Raw genomic sequence first — 14,226 nt, 5'->3', positions numbered from 1 at the left:
CGCTCACAGGGCCTTGAGGCCGCTGATCACCTCCAGCAGGACCCGCTTGTCGGGCGCGGGGGGCGGGTGCTCGACCTGGACGAGCTGCTGGGCGTGCAGGTCGCCGACCAGGACCCGGACGACGCCGATGGGCAGGTTCAGCTCGGCGGCCACGTCCACGAGCCGGGTGGGCTTGGTGCACTTCTGCATGATGATCAGGTGCTCGGGGCCGAGGCCCATCGGCGGGGTGAGGCCCCCGGCGGTGATGATCACCGCGATCAGGTCGATGGCCTCGCTCGCGGGGACGGTACGCCCGCGAGTGAGGAGGTACGCGGGCACGATCGGCCCGGCGTCCTCGTCGAGCCAGCGCTCGTCACTCACCGCGCACCACCTTGATTGGGCGGGCGGTGGGCTCGGCCGGCGTCTCGCTCTGCTGCGTCACATGCTCTGCCGGGATCAGCACGATGGCGGTGGTCCCTCCATATGGTGAACCGCGCAACGTCACGCGGATGTCATGCCTGGCGGCCAGGCGGGCGACGACGAACAGGCCGAGCCTGTCGCTGTCGGCAAGGTCGAATTCGGGCGGGCTGGCCAGGCGCGTGTTCAGGTCGGCCAGCTCCTCGGGGCTCATGCCGAGCCCCCGGTCCTCCACCTCGATGGCGAAGCCCCGGGCGGCGGCCTCGCCGCGCACCATCACCGGGGTGTGCGGGGGCGAGTACACCGTGGCGTTCTCGATGAGCTCGGCGATCAGGTGGATGACGTCGCCGACGAGCGGCCCGGCCAGCGCGTGGCTGGGCATCGGCTCGACCGCCACCCGCTGGTAGTCCTCCACCTCGGCGGTGGCGCCGCGGGCCACGTCGTGCAGCGGCACCGGCTTGCTCCAGCCGCGGCCGGGCGTCGCGCCGGACAGGATGATCAGGCCCTCCGCGTGGCGGCGCATCCGGGTGGTGAGGTGGTCGAGGCGGAACAGGTCGTCCAGCGCGTCCGGCTCGGTGGCCTTGTGCTGCATGCCCTCCAGCTGGATGCGCTGGCGGTGCAGGAGCGTCTGGCTGCGCCTGGCCAGGTTGCGGAAGACGTGGCCGACGCCCTCGCGTAGCTGCGCCTGGCCGACGGCGGCCTCGACGGCGGTGCTCTGCACGGTGGAGAAGGCCTGGCCGACGTCGTCGATCTCGGTCGTGGTGCTGGCGACCTTCACCTCGGGCACGTCGATCTGCTCGCCCTTGCGCAGCTTCTCGACGACCTGGGGCAGCCGGTCCTGCGCCACTTCCAGCGCGGCCAGCCGGAGCGTGGCCAGCTCCTTGGACAGCCGGTTTCCCGCGCGCATCGAGATCACGATGGACACGATCACGAGCGCGAGGCCGGTGCCGCCCAGGATGACCGCGCGCAGCAGCACCGAGTCGGCCACGGGGGCGGCGCGCGCGGTGAGCATCTGCGAGGCGGTCATCTGGAAGTCCTGGAACGACTTCGACAGCGACTCGGTGGTGGCGACCCAGCCCTCCGGGGTGCGCCCGGCGATGATCTGGTCCTCCATCACCCGCATGCGCTGGTAGAGCGGCGAGGTGAGCAGGGCCACCTGCGCGTCGCGCATGACCGGGTCGAGCTCGGCGACGGACTGGTCGACGAGGAAGCGCCGGTTGCCGACGAGCTGGGTGAAGATCCGGCGCTCCTGCGCGGTGGTCGGGCCGGAGGCGACGGCCTGCTCCCTGGTGAGCAGTTCCTTGGCGTAGCCGAGGTCGATCACGATGCGCGACTGCTCGTAGATCGGGATGTCGTCGACGAAGGCGACCCGCCGGTGCAGGCCGAACAGCGAGTCGATCATGGCGCTGTAGGTCTCGATGGCGTGTACGCGCGCGGTGAGACCGGCGTCGATCTCGCCCCTGAGCGCGTCGAGCCGCCCGAGCTGGATGAGGACCTGGTCGACCTGGGAGCTGATCGAGGGCGAGGCGTCCTTCGACTTGGCGGTCTGGACCTTGAACTCCTCGGCCGCCTGGTCGGTGCGGGCGCGCTGGGCGTTGGCCGACGAACGCTCCATGCTGCCGCCGGAGCGCAGCAGGCGCGTCGAAGCCAGCCGTTCGCGCTGGATCTCACTGATCAGGCGATAGGCGGGATGGCGCAGGTTGGACCACAGCGTGGTGTACTCCCTGAGCTCCAGGCTCTCGCCCGCGGTCACCGCGGCGATCACGCCCCACAACACCACCATCGACATGAGCGGAACCAGCAGCAGACCGACGATCTTCATGCGGATCGTTCTGCTGCGGGTCATTGACACCTCACTCCGGCCGGTCCCCAACTGGAAACCCCGGACGGGACAAGCCTTGAGGATAGCAATTCGATCACCAGAATTCCCTATTTTTCAGGACTTTCGGGCATCCGTGGCGTCATCTTGCAGTAGTTTCAGGCGCAACATCGGTCACAGGGGAGATGCATGCGCCGTCGTCTCGCAGCGGCCGCGCTGGCACTCACCATCGCGGCGTGCTCGGCGCCCCCTCCTGAGGTACGGCAGGCGCCCCCCGGGGAAGCCGCCTTCGTCTACGCCCAGAACCTGGACGTCGTCACCGACTGGGACCCGGCGACCTCGTACTCCAACGAGATCATCGCCCTGCAGAACATCTACGAGACCCTGACCGTCTGGAACCCGGTCACCAAGAAGGCCGGCCCCCGCCTGGCCACCGCCTGGAACGCCAGCTCCGACGGCAAGACCTGGACGTTCACCCTGCGCCCCGGCGTGAAGTTCCACAGCGGCAGGCCCCTCGACGCCGCCGCGGTCAAGGCCGCCGTCGAGCGGACGATGAAGTCCGGCGCCGGCGCCTCCTACATCTGGGACGCGGTCGAGTCGATCCAGGCCCCGGGCCCGCTGACCGTGACCTTCCAGCTCAAGTACGCCGCCCCGCTGGACCTGACCGCCTCGGCCGCCTACGCCGCCTACATCTACGACACCGCCGCCGTCGGCCAGGTCAAGGACGGCAGGACCGACGCCGGCTCCGGCCCCTACACGATCGCGAGCTGGCGCAAGGGCGAGGAGAACGAGCTCACGCTCAAGGCCTTCGCCGGCTACTGGGGCGGATGGGACCGCCCGCACTACCGGACCGTCAAGTACCGCGTCGTGCCCGACCCGCGCCGCCGCTGGGAACTGCTCCAGAGAGGCGAGGTCAGCTTCGTCAACCGGCTCAGCCCCCGGCTGTACTCGCGGGCCACCAGAACGCCCGGCGTGCGGACCGCCTCCATGCCGTCACTGCAGACCGCGATGCTGCTGTTCAACACCGCCGACGGACCGCTGCGCGACGTCCGGCTCCGCAAGGCGGTGCAGAAGGCGGTCGACTACCGGGGGCTGATCAGGGCGCTGGACGGCTCCGCCGTACCGGCGAGCGGGATCGTGCCGGAAGGGCTGCCGGGACATCAGCGCGGGCGGATACCCCGTCAGGACCTCGCCATGAGCGCGCAACTGCTGCAGCGGGCGGGCTACGGCCCCGGCGGCCGGCCGCTCAAGCTCACGCTCACCTACGCCGAGGGCGACGCCGACCAGGCCACGCTCGCCCGGCGGCTGACCGAGACGCTGCGCACGCTCAACGTCACGCTCGACGCCCGGCCGATGCCCTGGATCCCCCAGTGGGACCGGGGCAAGAAGCAGGGCCAGGACATCTTCGTCATGTACTGGTGGCCCGACTACGCCGACGGCTACTCGTGGTTCGGCAACGTCTTCCGCAGCCGCACCCCGCCGGTCTTCAACCTGACCTACCTCAAGGACCCCGCGGCCGACAGCATGATCGACATGCTGCCGGTGCTCAACGTGAGCGACCGCCCGGCCGCCCAGAAGAGCTTCAGGCAGCTCACCGGCAGGCTGCTGGACGAGCGGGCGGTGGCGGCCTTCCCCTGGGTGGTCAACTACCAGCGGGCCTACCTGGGCGCCGTCGCCGGGTACGACGACAACCCGGCCTACCCGGACGTGGTCTTCGTCTACGACCTGCGGCCGTCGGCCTGAGCGGACTCCGCTTCCACCCGCTCGCGCAGGCGCGTCCTGATCTCGTCGGGCGTGTAGGCGCGGCGGCGCCGCTCGTCCCGCGCGATCACCACTCCGGTCGCCGCGACTCCCGCGATTCCGGCAAGTCCGAGCCATTTCCACCAGCGCATGTGCTTAGGCTAACAATGTGCTGACTCTCGATGAGGCTGTGAACGTCACCAGGACGGGAGATCTGTGGATCTTCCGCGGGCGCTCGGTCCCCGACCGCGCCATCCAGACGATGACCAACAGCCCGGTCAACCATGTCGGGATGGCGATCGTGGCCGAGGACATGCCGCCGATGATGTGGCACGCGGAGCTGGGCAAGTCGCTGCTCGACCTGTGGTCGGGCACCCATCACCGCGGCGTGCAGCTGCACGACCTGCGCGACGCGGTGACGGTCTGGGCCGACCGCTACGGCCAGCGCGCCTGGCTGCGCCAGCTTGAGCCGCAGGCCACACCCGAGATGGAGGACGCCGCCCTGCGCGCGGTGGCCAGGCTGGACGGCACGCCGTTCCCGTCCACCGCCCGCCTGGCCGGACGCTGGGCCCGCGGCCGCGTCCCCCAGCTGCGCGGCCGGGTCAAGGACCGCACGCTCGAAAGCGCCTACTGCGCCGAGGTGGTGGCGGTGACCTACGAGGAGATGGGCCTGCTGCCGGGCGGCAAGCGGCCCAACTGGTACGACCCGGGCCGCTTCTGGAGCGGCGACGAGCTCGACCTCATGCTCGGGCACAAGCTCGGCAACGAGATCACCGTCGGCGTCGAGCTCACCCGCTGAGCGCCCGCCGCAGCCGCCACGTGCCCAGGGCGAACAGCACGACGGCGAGGGCGCCGAGCACGGCGAGCTGCGGCAGCACGCCCGTGAGGCCGTCGCCGTGCCGGACGAGCCGGGCGAAGGCGTCGTAGCCCCACGCGTGCGGCGTGAAATAGGCGAGCGTCCGCATCGGCTCGGAGAACGACTCCAGCGGGATCGTCGCGCCGCCCAGCGTCGGCAGCCCCAGCCCGAGGACCATGGCCAGCGAGATCGGCGGCCCCGGCGTGCGGAACGCGGCGCCCAGCAGCATGCCCGCCCCGCCGCCGACCAGCGAGAAGACCAGCAGCACCGCCAGCGCCCCCGCCGGGTCGCCCCACGAGACCCCGAACAGCGCCATCGACCCCAGCATGATCAGCACCGCCTGGAACAGCGCGATCGCGATCCGCCCCGCCGCCTCGCCGGCGATGATCGTACGCAGCCGCGTGGGCCCGGCCGACAGCCGCGCGGTCACCCCGATCGCCCGCGACTCCACCAGCCCCAGCGCCGCGGTCAGCGAGGTCAGGAAGGTGAACATGAGCAGCAGGCCGGGCGCCGCGATCGCGTAGGCGTTCAGCCCCTCGGGGAACGGCGTCGTGCCCGCCGCGGTGACCCGGACCGGCAGCGACGGCTGCCCGCGCGCCGCCTCCTGGCGGACGATCGAGCGGATCCAGGTGCCGGTGTCGTGGCTCTTGACGTCGGTCGCCCGGACCAGGTGGTGAACCGTCCCGCCGCCGCTGTCGTAGGAGGCGGGGATGACCAGGCCCGCGTGCAGCCGCCCGCGTTCGACCGCCTCGCGCAGCGTGCCCTCGTCGCCCAGCCGTTCGACCGAGACCCGGCCGCCCGAGGCCAGGGCGCTCGCCAGCCGTTCCGACGGGGCGCCCGGCCCGGCCACGACGCCGAGCTTGAGCTGCTGGCCGCCGCCGTAGAGCTGGCCGAGTACCAGGATGAGCAGGAAGGGGGCGACGAGCACGAAGAAGATGTTGGTGCGGTCCTTGAACATCCGGCGCAGGTTGAGCCCGGCCATCAACGCGACCTTCACGGCGCCACCATTCTTCCGACACGGACGGCCGCCACGGGGAAGGTGAGCGCGGCGACCGCGAGCAGGACGGCCAGCGCGGGCAGGATCGAGGCGCCGCCCCGCAACTCGGCCAGCCCTTCCAGGAACCAGTGATGAGGAGTGAACATGCTCAGCTCCGGCGCCACCGGGAAGAACGAGCCACCCAGCAGCCCGAGCACCGTTGCCGTCGCGGACTGCCAGTTGGCGGCCTGCTCGGCCGTACGGGCGAAGGAGGCCAGGGCGGTCATCAGGCCGGTCGCGGCCAGCACGCCCGCCGCGACCAGCGCGGCCACCCCGGCGAGCGGCCCCCAGCGCACGCCGAGCAGCAGGGTCGTCGCGGCCACCAGCAGCGCCATTCCGGCCAGGCCGACGATGACGCCGACCAGTAGCTTGGCCGTCAGGATCGAGGCGCGCGGCACCGGCATCGACAGCAGGCGGGCCAGCGTGCCGTTGCGGCGCTCCTCGAACAGGCCGGTGACGCTGAGCATCACCGCGAAGAACGCGAAGAACATCGCCGCGCCCGCCGCGTGGTAGGTGCGCGTGTCGAGCTCGCGGGTGCCGAGCGTCGCGTCCTGCGTCACCTGGACGTTCTGGCTGCCCGGCAGCGCGTACGACTCGGCCACCTCCCTGGCCACCTGGACGGCCAGCGGCGCGTCCACGCTGCCCACGACCTCGATCCCGGTGGGGGAGACCACGAAGACGGCGTCGAGCTCGTTCGTCTCGGCCAGCCGTCTGGCCTGCGCGGTGTCGGCTACGGGCTTGAGGTCCGGCAGGCCGGTGCGCTGGGTGAACTCGGCGGCCGACGGGCCCGCCACGCCGTACCGGCCGGGGGGCTGGGAGCCGCCGGACAGGGCCACGCCGAACACGAACGCCATGCCCAGCGGGAGCACCACCCCGAAGACCAGCAGCATGCTGTCGCGCGAGCGGCGGCGCAGGTCCTTGAGCAGGATACGCAGCATGTCAGTCCCTCAGCTCGCGGCCGGTCAGGCGCAGGAAGGCCGCTTCCAGGTCGGGTTCGCCCAGCTCGGCGGGGGTGCCCTCGGCCAGCAGGCGGCCGTGGTCGATGATGCCGACGCGGTCGCAGAGGCGCTGGGCCTCCTCCATGTAGTGCGTGGTGTACAGGACCGCGAGGCCCTCGCCGGTCATCCGCTGGACGCTGTCGAGGATGGCGTTGCGGCTCTGCGGGTCGACGCCGGCCGTGGGCTCGTCGAGGACGAGCAGGCTGGGGCGGTTGAGCAGGCCGACGGCGATGTTGAGGCGGCGCTGCATGCCACCCGAGTACTTGGCGACCGCCTCGTCCGCCCGGTCGGACAGGCCGACCAGCCGCAGGATCTCGGCGGTTCTGGACTTGGCTTCGGCGCGGCGCATGCCGTACATGCCGCTGAAGAAGCGGAGGTTCTCCCGCGCGGTCAGGTCCGGATAGACGGCCAGCTCCTGCGGGACGTAGCCGACGCGCGCCTTGGGCGGCGCGCTCACGCTGCCCGCGTCAGGGGAGAGGATGCCGACGATCATGGAGATCGCCGTGCTCTTGCCCGCGCCGTTCGGCCCGAGCAGGCCGTAGGTCTCTCCTTCCCGTACGGCGAAGCCGAGCCCGTCCACGGCCACCAGATCGCGATAGCTCTTGCGCAGTCCCTCGACGGTTAACACCGCCATGACTAACCCCCGTTCCTCAGTGGTGTGTCCCTGATCACCGACCAGGTCAGTAGCAGCCCGAGCGCGAACGTGGCCAGCCCCATCACCAGCGTCAGCACCGGCCCGGACTGAATCCGGAAGCCGAACGAGAAGCCGCTCATCGGCACCCCGAACCGGGCGCCGACGGCGCTCAGCCCTAGCACGACCAGCCCGACGCCGACCGGGATGGTCAGCAGGCCGCCCGCCTGCCAGCGGTAGAAGCCGGCGCCCACGAACATGCCCGCGGTGATCCAGGCCATGAACTCCACGGTGTGCTCAAGGAAGACCAGCGGCACCTGCGTCACGTCGGTGAACAGGTGGGCCCGCTCCAGCGACTGAGGCCGCTCGATGATCATGTAGAGCATCCGTTCGACCAGGAATCCGGCGGTCATCAGCAGGGCCACGAACGGCGTGTAGAGCGCCGTGGTGATCGCCGCCATGAAGCCGAACTGCCGCCTGGTCTGCCCGCTGGCGATGAACAGCGGCAGGAACTGGCGCACCATCGCCACCCCGACGAACAGCACCACCCAGCGCGGCAGCTGACCGGCCTGCTCCCACACGCTCTGCGTGAGGTTGCCGAAGAAGTGGATGGCCAGGGTGATCCCGATCACGGCGACCAGGTACGCGGCCCAGGCGAAGAAGGCGACCCACAGGTTGGCGGCCAGCAGCCGCGTGGGGAACCTCACTTGGGGCCTCCCGTCAGATGGATGAACAGCTCCTGCATGGCGATCGGCCCGAGCGCGAGCCCCGCCTCCGCGGCCTTGCGGCGGTGGGCGGCGTCGAGCTCGCCGTAGACCATCGCGGACTTCGTCGGCCCGAGCACCTTCTCGCCGAGGACGGTCAGCCCGGCCACGAACTCGTCCACGGCGGCGGCCGCCCCGGTGACGGCGTGGCCGCGGGCCAGCAGGCGCTCGGTCTCCTCGTGCACGATGAGGCGCCCGCGGTCGATGATGACGACCTCCTCGAACATCGGGCTGACCTCCTCGATGAGGTGGGTGGACAGGATGATCGTGCGCGGATGGGCCATGTAGTCGGCCAGCAGCGCGTCGTAGAAGGCCTGCCGGGAGGGCGCGTCCATGCCCAGATACGACTCGTCGAACATGGTCAGCGGCGCCCGCGAGGCCAGCCCGACCACCACGCCCATCGCCGAGCGCTGGCCCTTCGACATGGCCTTGACCCTCGTCTTCGGCCGCAGCCCGAACAGCTCCATCAGCTCCTTGGCGTAGGCGGCGTCCCAGGTGGGGCGGAGCCATTCGGCGAAGTAGAGCGCGTCGGCGGCGGTGCCGAGGTCGACGCTCTCGCCGGCGTCGCGGATCAGGCTGACGGCGCCGGTCACGGCGGGGTTCTCCCACACCGGGGCGCCGTCCAGCAGGACGGTGCCCGCCGACTGCCTGCGGAAGGCGGACAGCACCGACATCAGGCTCGTCTTGCCGGAGCCGTTACGGCCCAGCAGGCCGTAGATCTTGCCGCCCTCCAGCTCGAACGTCAGCCGGTCGAGCGCGGTGACCTCGCCATAGCGCAGCACCAGGTCCCGGGCTTCGATCCTCACATTTCCCCCTTGATCCGCTCGATCACGTCATCGAGGGAGATGCCGATGGCCTTGGCCTCCTTCACCATGGGGTCGACCACGTCGGTGAAGAAGCCCTCCCTCCGGCCGGCCCTCAGCGCGTCCCGGGCGTCCGGGCTGACGAACATGCCGATACCTCGCTTTTTGTAGAGCACGCCTTCGTCGACGAGCTGCTGGAACGCCTTGGCGGCGGTGGCCGGGTTGATCCGGTAGAAGGCGGCGTACTGGTTGGTCGACATCACCTGCTCGTCGCCCTTCAACGCCTCGCTGAGCACATCGGCTTTGATGCGCTCGGCGATCTGCCGGTAGATGGGGCTCCGGTCGTCGAACATGGACACCTGCTTCTGTGGTTCATTACTCCACTAACGAACCATAGAAGGCTTGCGGTTCCCGGTCAACGGAAGAGCCGCCAGAACCACCACGGCCACGAGCGCGAAACCCAGCGGGTAGCCGGTCACGCCCATCACCACGCCCAGGCCCAGGGCGCCCACGCCCATGCCGGCGTCGAAGGCGAGGTTCCACAGCGCGCTCACCCGCCCTGCCTCGCCGCGCTCGAACATCAGCGTCAGCGTCAGGTTCTGCGCCACCCCGAACCCGGCGCCGAACAACGCCATCCCCGCCACCACCGCCACCGGCTCCGCCGACCAGAACAGCAGGCCGATGCCCGCGGCCGCGGCCAGAACCGACGGGGCCAGCCAGCGCGCCCCCGCGTGGCGGCCCGCCCACCAGCGGGCGGCCGGGGTCAGGATCGACTGCGCAAGCAGCGCCGCCGAGGCGAGCTTCGGGGAGGTGGCCAGGGGCAGGAAGGTGATGGCCACGCCCGCGGCCAGCGCGACGGCGCCGAAGACGGCGATCGGCGCCGCCAGGCCGCCGCTCTTCTGGTGCTGCCGCGGGGCCGGCTTCAGGTCCGGTAGCCCCCTCGCCGCGGCCAGGCCCGCCAGCGGGACCAGGCCTGCCACGACGAAGATGGGCACGAAGCCCAGGTGGTCGCCGGCCCACAGGCCCAGGGGCAGGCCGATGATCGACGGGACGCCCACGGCGACGCCGTACAGGCCGAGGCCCTCGCTGCGGCGTTCGGCCGGGACCAGCTCGGCCACCAGCGCGGTGCCCGCCACCACGACGATGCCCAGGCCGGCACCGCGGAGCAGGGAGATCGGCAGGACCAGTTCGTGGACCGGCAGGGCGAACGAGGGCGGGCCCAGGAGAAGCAGGCCGGCGGACAGGACGCGGCGGTAGCCGTACCGGCTGAGGAGCCAGGGGACGGCGAGCTCCAGCAGAACGGTGCCCAGCATGAGCGCGCCGGTGGCCAGGCCGGCCGACATGCCGTCGCCCAGATAGGCGGGGACGGCGGAGAACAGCAGGTAGAAGCCCAGGAGGCCGGTGGCTGAGGCGAGCATGAGGCGGTTCATGGGGGTGACGGTGCCAGCCTGGCCTTCTTCGCGGATCCGGAAGGATGCGTAAATGACTCTTTAGGCTGCGTACGTGTTCGTAGGCAGGGATGCGGAACTGGCGGCGCTCGCCGAGGCTTGGGCCCACACGCCCTCCGCCGTACTCGTCGTCGGTGAGGCGGGGATGGGGAAGACCCGGCTGGCCGCGGAGTTCGCCGGGCGGGTGGACGCCCGCGTGGTGACGGGCGGCGGGGACCCCGGTGGGCTGCCGTACTCGGTGTTCGTGCCGGTGCTGCGGCGGCTGGTCAGGGAGCTCGGCGCGCCCTTCGGGCCCGGAGAGCTGGCTCGGTTGTTGCCCGAGCTGGGGGTGCCCGCCGTGGATCTCGGGCGGGCGCGGTTGTTCGAGGAGGCGCTGCAGGTCGTGGAGAGGGCCGGGCCGCTGGTGCTCGTCCTCGACGACCTCCACTGGGCTGATCAGGCCAGCCTTGATCTGCTCGCCTTTCTTCTGCGGAATCTGACCCGGGGCGGGGTGATGGTGGTCGCCACCTCGCGGACCGTTGTGCGGCTGCCTGAGGTGCGGACGTTGTGGTTGCCGCCTTTGGGGCGGGATGAGGTGGCGCGGCTGGTCGGGTCACGGCCGGGGGCCGGGCTTGATGTGATCATGGCCAGGAGTGAGGGGAACCCGCTGTTCGCCGAGGCCCTCGCCGACTGTGGGACCGCTGTGCCGGACTCGCTGCGTGACGTGCTGCTGGGGGCGGCCGACAAGCTTCCCTCGCCCTGCCGTGAGGTGCTGCGGGTGGCCGCCGTGGCCGGGCGGCGGGTTGATCATCCGGTGTTGGTGGCGGCGGCCGGGGTGGGGGAGCTGGCGCTGGACGAGGCGTTGCGGCCTTTGGTGCGGGCGCGGTTGTTGCTGGTGGATGGTGACGGGTATCGGTTCCGGCATGCTTTGATACGGGACGCGGCGTACGACGAGTTGTTGCCCGGGGAGCGTAAGCGGCTGCATGCCCGGGTCGCCGCCGCTCTTGAGGCGTTGTCCGGTGGGGCGGCTTCCGGGTCTGAGGCGGCTTCTGGGGCGGCTTCTGAGGCGGCTTCTGGGGCGGCTTCTGGGGCGGCTTCTGGGGCGGCTTCCGGGGCGGCGGAGCATTGGCGGGCGGCGGGGGAGCCGGAGCGGGCGTTCGCGGCGGCGGTGGCGGGACGGCGCTGGGACCTGGTGCTCGACCTGTGGCCCTCAGCCGAGCCCCCACCCGGCCTCGACCACGCCCGAGTCCTGGAGCTGGCCGCTCGCGACGCCCTGCACGCGGGCGAGGCCCGGCGAGCCGAGGACCTGACCACATCCGCTCTGTCCGAGGTCACCGGCACACGGCGGGCGCGCCTGCTGGAGCTCCGGGTGACCGTCCGCGATCAGCTCGGCGAAGACGGCCTGTCCGACCTTCACGAGGCGGTACGGCTGGCGCCCGACGACGCCCGCCTCCTCGGCGCCCTGGCCACCACCCTGGCCTGGAACGGCCAGGACACCGAGGCCAGAAGGCACGCCGAGCAGGCCCTCCGCCTGGGCGACACCCGCTCCCTCACCACCCTCGCCGCCCTGACCGCCCTGGACGGCGACCTGACCACCGCCACCACCCTCTACACCCAAGCCCGCACATCTTCCGCGCCGTCCTCCACGCCTCCGGCCGCCTCGTCCTCCTCGCCGTCCTCGCCCTTCGAGCCCCCGTCCTCCGTGCCCTCCGGGTTCTTGGTCGCTGGGCGTGTCTCGGATGCCGGGGCGGGGGTGGTGGATGAGGACGGTGTGCTCATGGCCTACGCCAGCGAAGCGGACGTACTGGAAGCGGCCGGGGAGCACGCCAGGGCCGAGGCCGTGGCCAGGGCGGGGATCGAGCGGGCCGAGAAGGCCGGGATGGCCAGGTCGCGAGGGGCGCTGCTGGCCGCCAACCTCGCCGAGCCGCTGTCGTCGCTCGGCCGCTGGCGGGAGGCGCGCGAGGTGATCGGGGTCGCGCTGGCCCTGGACCCGCCGCCCATCTACCGCGCCTGGCTGCTCATGGTGCTGGGCACGGTCGCGGTCTGGGAGGGCGCGCTCGACGAGGCCGCCGCCGTTGTGGACGAGGCCCGGCCGCTGATGCTGGGGCGTTCGCGTGGGTACGACTCGTGCCTGGAACCCGATCTGCTCGAATGCCGCCTGGCCGAGGCGGCCGGGGACCGGCTCCGGGTGCGCCGCCTGGTCGGGCATGTGCTGGAGGCGCACGACCTGAGGCTCAGCCGACGGTACGCCTGGCCGTTGCTCGTGGTCGCGGCTCGGGCCGGGGCGCTGACCCGGGCGCCGGACGGCGTGGCCACCGTGGGACGGGTGCAGCGGGCGCACCGGGCGACGTTCGAGGCGGAGCTCGGGGGGTCGTGGGAGGAGGCCGTGGGCGCGTGGCGGTCGGTCGGCCAGCCGTACATGCTGGGGTGGGCTTTGCTGCGGGCCGCGCAGGACGGACAGCTGCGGAAGGCTCAGGGTGGGCGGGCGCGGACAGGGGAAGGGCCGCGGGAGGCTCAGGGCGGGTGGGCGCGGACGGACGAAGGGCTGCGGGAGGCGGGGGAGATCGCGGCGCGGCTGGGGGCGGGGCCGTTGCGGCGGGAGGTGGAGGCGTTCGCGGCGGCGGGGCGGGTGGATCTCGAGGGTGCGGGCCACGGGCTGACGGCGCGGGAGCTGGAGGTGCTGGGGCTGGTGGCGGAGGGGTTGAGCAACCGGCAGATCGCGGAGCGGTTGTTCATCTCGGCACGTACGTCGGGGGTGCACGTCTCGAACATCATGGCCAAGCTGGCGGTGTCGTCACGGGTGGAGGCGGCGGCGGTGGCACGGCGTAGCGGATTGATCTGACATGCTCGGGTTTCGTGATTAATGTCGGGTTGGTTGGGGTGGGGAACTGCGCTTCCTCGCTGGTCCAGGGTGCGGTCTTCTATGACTGGCCGGATATTTCGTTCAGCGTGGCTTTTGATGTGAATCCTGGGAAGGTCGGGCTGGATCTCGCGGATGCCATCTGGGTGGCGCCCAACAACGCCCGTGCCTTCGCGGAGGTGCCGCCGACCGGGGTGATGGTCGCCGAGGGGCTGCTCGCCGGGGAAGCGGTGGCCGGGGTGCCCGACGCGCGTGGCGAGGCCGTTCTGGATGATGTCGTCGCGGCGTTGCGTGGTACTGACGTGCTCGTCAACTTCCTCCCGGTCGGCGCGCAACACACCACCGAGCTGTACGCGCGGGCGGCGCTGCTGGCCGGGTGCGCCTTCGTCAACTGCATGCCCTCCGTGATCGCCCGCGATCCCGCCTGGGCCGAACGGTTCCGCGCTGCCGGTCTTCCGCTGATCGGCGACGATCTGAAGAGCTCGTTCGGCGCCACGCTCGTACACCGTGCGCTCGTCGACGCACTGACCTCCGGTGGTGTGGCGCTCCACGACGCCTACCAACTGCTCGGTGGGGGCAACGCCGACTTCCTCAACCTCCAGGACCCGGCCCGGCTGTCCGGCAAACGCGCGACGAAGGTGACGGGCGCGGGGGCGTCCGCGCATGTCTCGGCCGCGTACATCCCGTTCCTGGAGGATCGCAAGGTCGCCTACATCCGGCTTGAGGGGGAGGGGTTCGGCGGGTCGCCGGTGGAGGTGGAGGTGCGGATGACCGTGGAGGACTCACCCAGCGCCGCGGGCAACGTCCTTGAGGCGGTACGGCAGGCCAAGTCAGCCCTCGACACCGGAACAGGCGGCGTCCTACCCACCACCCTCATGAAGTCCTGACCAGCACAA

The 14,226-nt window shown here is 71.4% G+C and carries 14 protein-coding genes; 4 read left to right on the top strand and 10 right to left on the bottom strand.

The genetic code is table 11. From position 1 onward, the window contains the following. Nucleotides 1-3: 3 nt before the first annotated feature. Together ACFWY5_RS00570 and ACFWY5_RS00565 are read right to left on the bottom strand one after the other, a co-directional pair. Entirely contained in the window at nt 4-360 is a 357-nt protein-coding gene (locus tag ACFWY5_RS00570) for a DUF742 domain-containing protein (protein ID WP_184959987.1), read from the bottom strand. Further along, a complete protein-coding gene (locus tag ACFWY5_RS00565) occupies nt 353-2,242 on the bottom strand; it encodes a nitrate- and nitrite sensing domain-containing protein (protein ID WP_379610305.1) in 1,890 nt (629 codons plus the stop codon). The genes ACFWY5_RS00570 and ACFWY5_RS00565 overlap by 8 nt, the downstream gene beginning before the upstream one ends. 162 nt (nt 2,243-2,404) lie before the next feature. On the opposite strand from ACFWY5_RS00565, the gene ACFWY5_RS00560 reads away from it, so the two are divergent. Beyond that, nucleotides 2,405-3,958: an ABC transporter substrate-binding protein gene (locus tag ACFWY5_RS00560; RefSeq protein ID WP_379630157.1), complete on the top strand. Its 1,554-nt coding sequence runs from the start codon at nt 2,405-2,407 to the stop codon at nt 3,956-3,958. On the opposite strand, the gene ACFWY5_RS00555 is transcribed toward ACFWY5_RS00560, so the two are convergent. After that, nucleotides 3,934-4,107 carry a hypothetical protein gene (locus ACFWY5_RS00555; protein ID WP_379610303.1) on the bottom strand — a complete coding sequence of 58 codons (174 nt, stop codon included), beginning with the start codon at nt 4,105-4,107 and terminating at the stop codon, nt 3,934-3,936. The genes ACFWY5_RS00560 and ACFWY5_RS00555 overlap by 25 nt on opposite strands. Nucleotides 4,108-4,127: 20 nt before the next feature. Here ACFWY5_RS00555 and ACFWY5_RS00550 point away from each other — a divergent pair, with 20 nt between their 5' ends. Further along, complete coding sequence (locus ACFWY5_RS00550) at nt 4,128-4,754, top strand: hypothetical protein (RefSeq protein WP_379610463.1); 627 nt, start codon at nt 4,128-4,130, stop codon at nt 4,752-4,754. Here ACFWY5_RS00550 and ACFWY5_RS00545 read toward each other — a convergent pair. From ACFWY5_RS00545 to ACFWY5_RS00515, 7 genes are read right to left on the bottom strand one after another with little or no spacing between them, the layout of a single operon-like run. Next, nucleotides 4,744-5,808 carry an ABC transporter permease gene (locus ACFWY5_RS00545; RefSeq protein ID WP_379630156.1) on the bottom strand — a complete coding sequence of 355 codons (1,065 nt, stop codon included), beginning with the start codon at nt 5,806-5,808 and terminating at the stop codon, nt 4,744-4,746. The genes ACFWY5_RS00550 and ACFWY5_RS00545 overlap by 11 nt on opposite strands. After that, nucleotides 5,805-6,785 (bottom strand): ABC transporter permease subunit, encoded by a 981-nt coding sequence (locus ACFWY5_RS00540; RefSeq protein ID WP_379610300.1) that lies wholly within the window; start codon nt 6,783-6,785, stop codon nt 5,805-5,807. The genes ACFWY5_RS00545 and ACFWY5_RS00540 overlap by 4 nt, the downstream gene beginning before the upstream one ends. A 1-nt stretch (nt 6,786) precedes the next feature. Then, on the bottom strand, nt 6,787-7,479 hold the full coding sequence (locus ACFWY5_RS00535; protein ID WP_379610299.1) for an ABC transporter ATP-binding protein: 693 nt from the start codon (nt 7,477-7,479) through the stop codon (nt 6,787-6,789). Between the two features lie 2 nt (nt 7,480-7,481). Then, the gene (locus tag ACFWY5_RS00530) at nt 7,482-8,183 is read right to left on the bottom strand and encodes a hypothetical protein (protein ID WP_379630155.1); all 702 of its coding nucleotides are present in this window, start codon (nt 8,181-8,183) and stop codon (nt 7,482-7,484) included. Then, nucleotides 8,180-9,046 carry an ATP-binding cassette domain-containing protein gene (locus tag ACFWY5_RS00525; protein WP_379610296.1) on the bottom strand — a complete coding sequence of 289 codons (867 nt, stop codon included), beginning with the start codon at nt 9,044-9,046 and terminating at the stop codon, nt 8,180-8,182. The genes ACFWY5_RS00530 and ACFWY5_RS00525 overlap by 4 nt, the downstream gene beginning before the upstream one ends. Next, entirely contained in the window at nt 9,043-9,396 is a 354-nt protein-coding gene (locus ACFWY5_RS00520) for a GntR family transcriptional regulator (protein WP_379610295.1), read from the bottom strand. Before ACFWY5_RS00520 ends, ACFWY5_RS00525 begins: the two co-directional genes overlap by 4 nt. 30 nt (nt 9,397-9,426) lie before the next feature. Further along, nucleotides 9,427-10,473 (bottom strand): MFS transporter, encoded by a 1,047-nt coding sequence (locus ACFWY5_RS00515; protein ID WP_379610294.1) that lies wholly within the window; start codon nt 10,471-10,473, stop codon nt 9,427-9,429. A 73-nt stretch (nt 10,474-10,546) separates the two neighbouring features. On the opposite strand from ACFWY5_RS00515, the gene ACFWY5_RS00510 reads away from it, so the two are divergent. Both ACFWY5_RS00510 and ACFWY5_RS00505 read left to right on the top strand, forming a co-directional pair. Beyond that, entirely contained in the window at nt 10,547-13,312 is a 2,766-nt protein-coding gene (locus tag ACFWY5_RS00510) for an AAA family ATPase (RefSeq protein ID WP_379630154.1), read from the top strand. A 107-nt stretch (nt 13,313-13,419) separates the two neighbouring features. Beyond that, nucleotides 13,420-14,217, top strand: coding sequence for an inositol-3-phosphate synthase (locus ACFWY5_RS00505; RefSeq protein ID WP_379630153.1), 798 nt, complete (start codon nt 13,420-13,422; stop codon nt 14,215-14,217). Nucleotides 14,218-14,226: the final 9 nt, after the last annotated feature.

Origin of the sequence: Nonomuraea sp. NPDC059007 (assembly GCF_042740555.1) — a bacterium.
GTDB lineage: Bacteria > Actinomycetota > Actinomycetes > Streptosporangiales > Streptosporangiaceae > Nonomuraea.
This window is presented reverse-complemented; position numbering and strand designations above follow the sequence as displayed.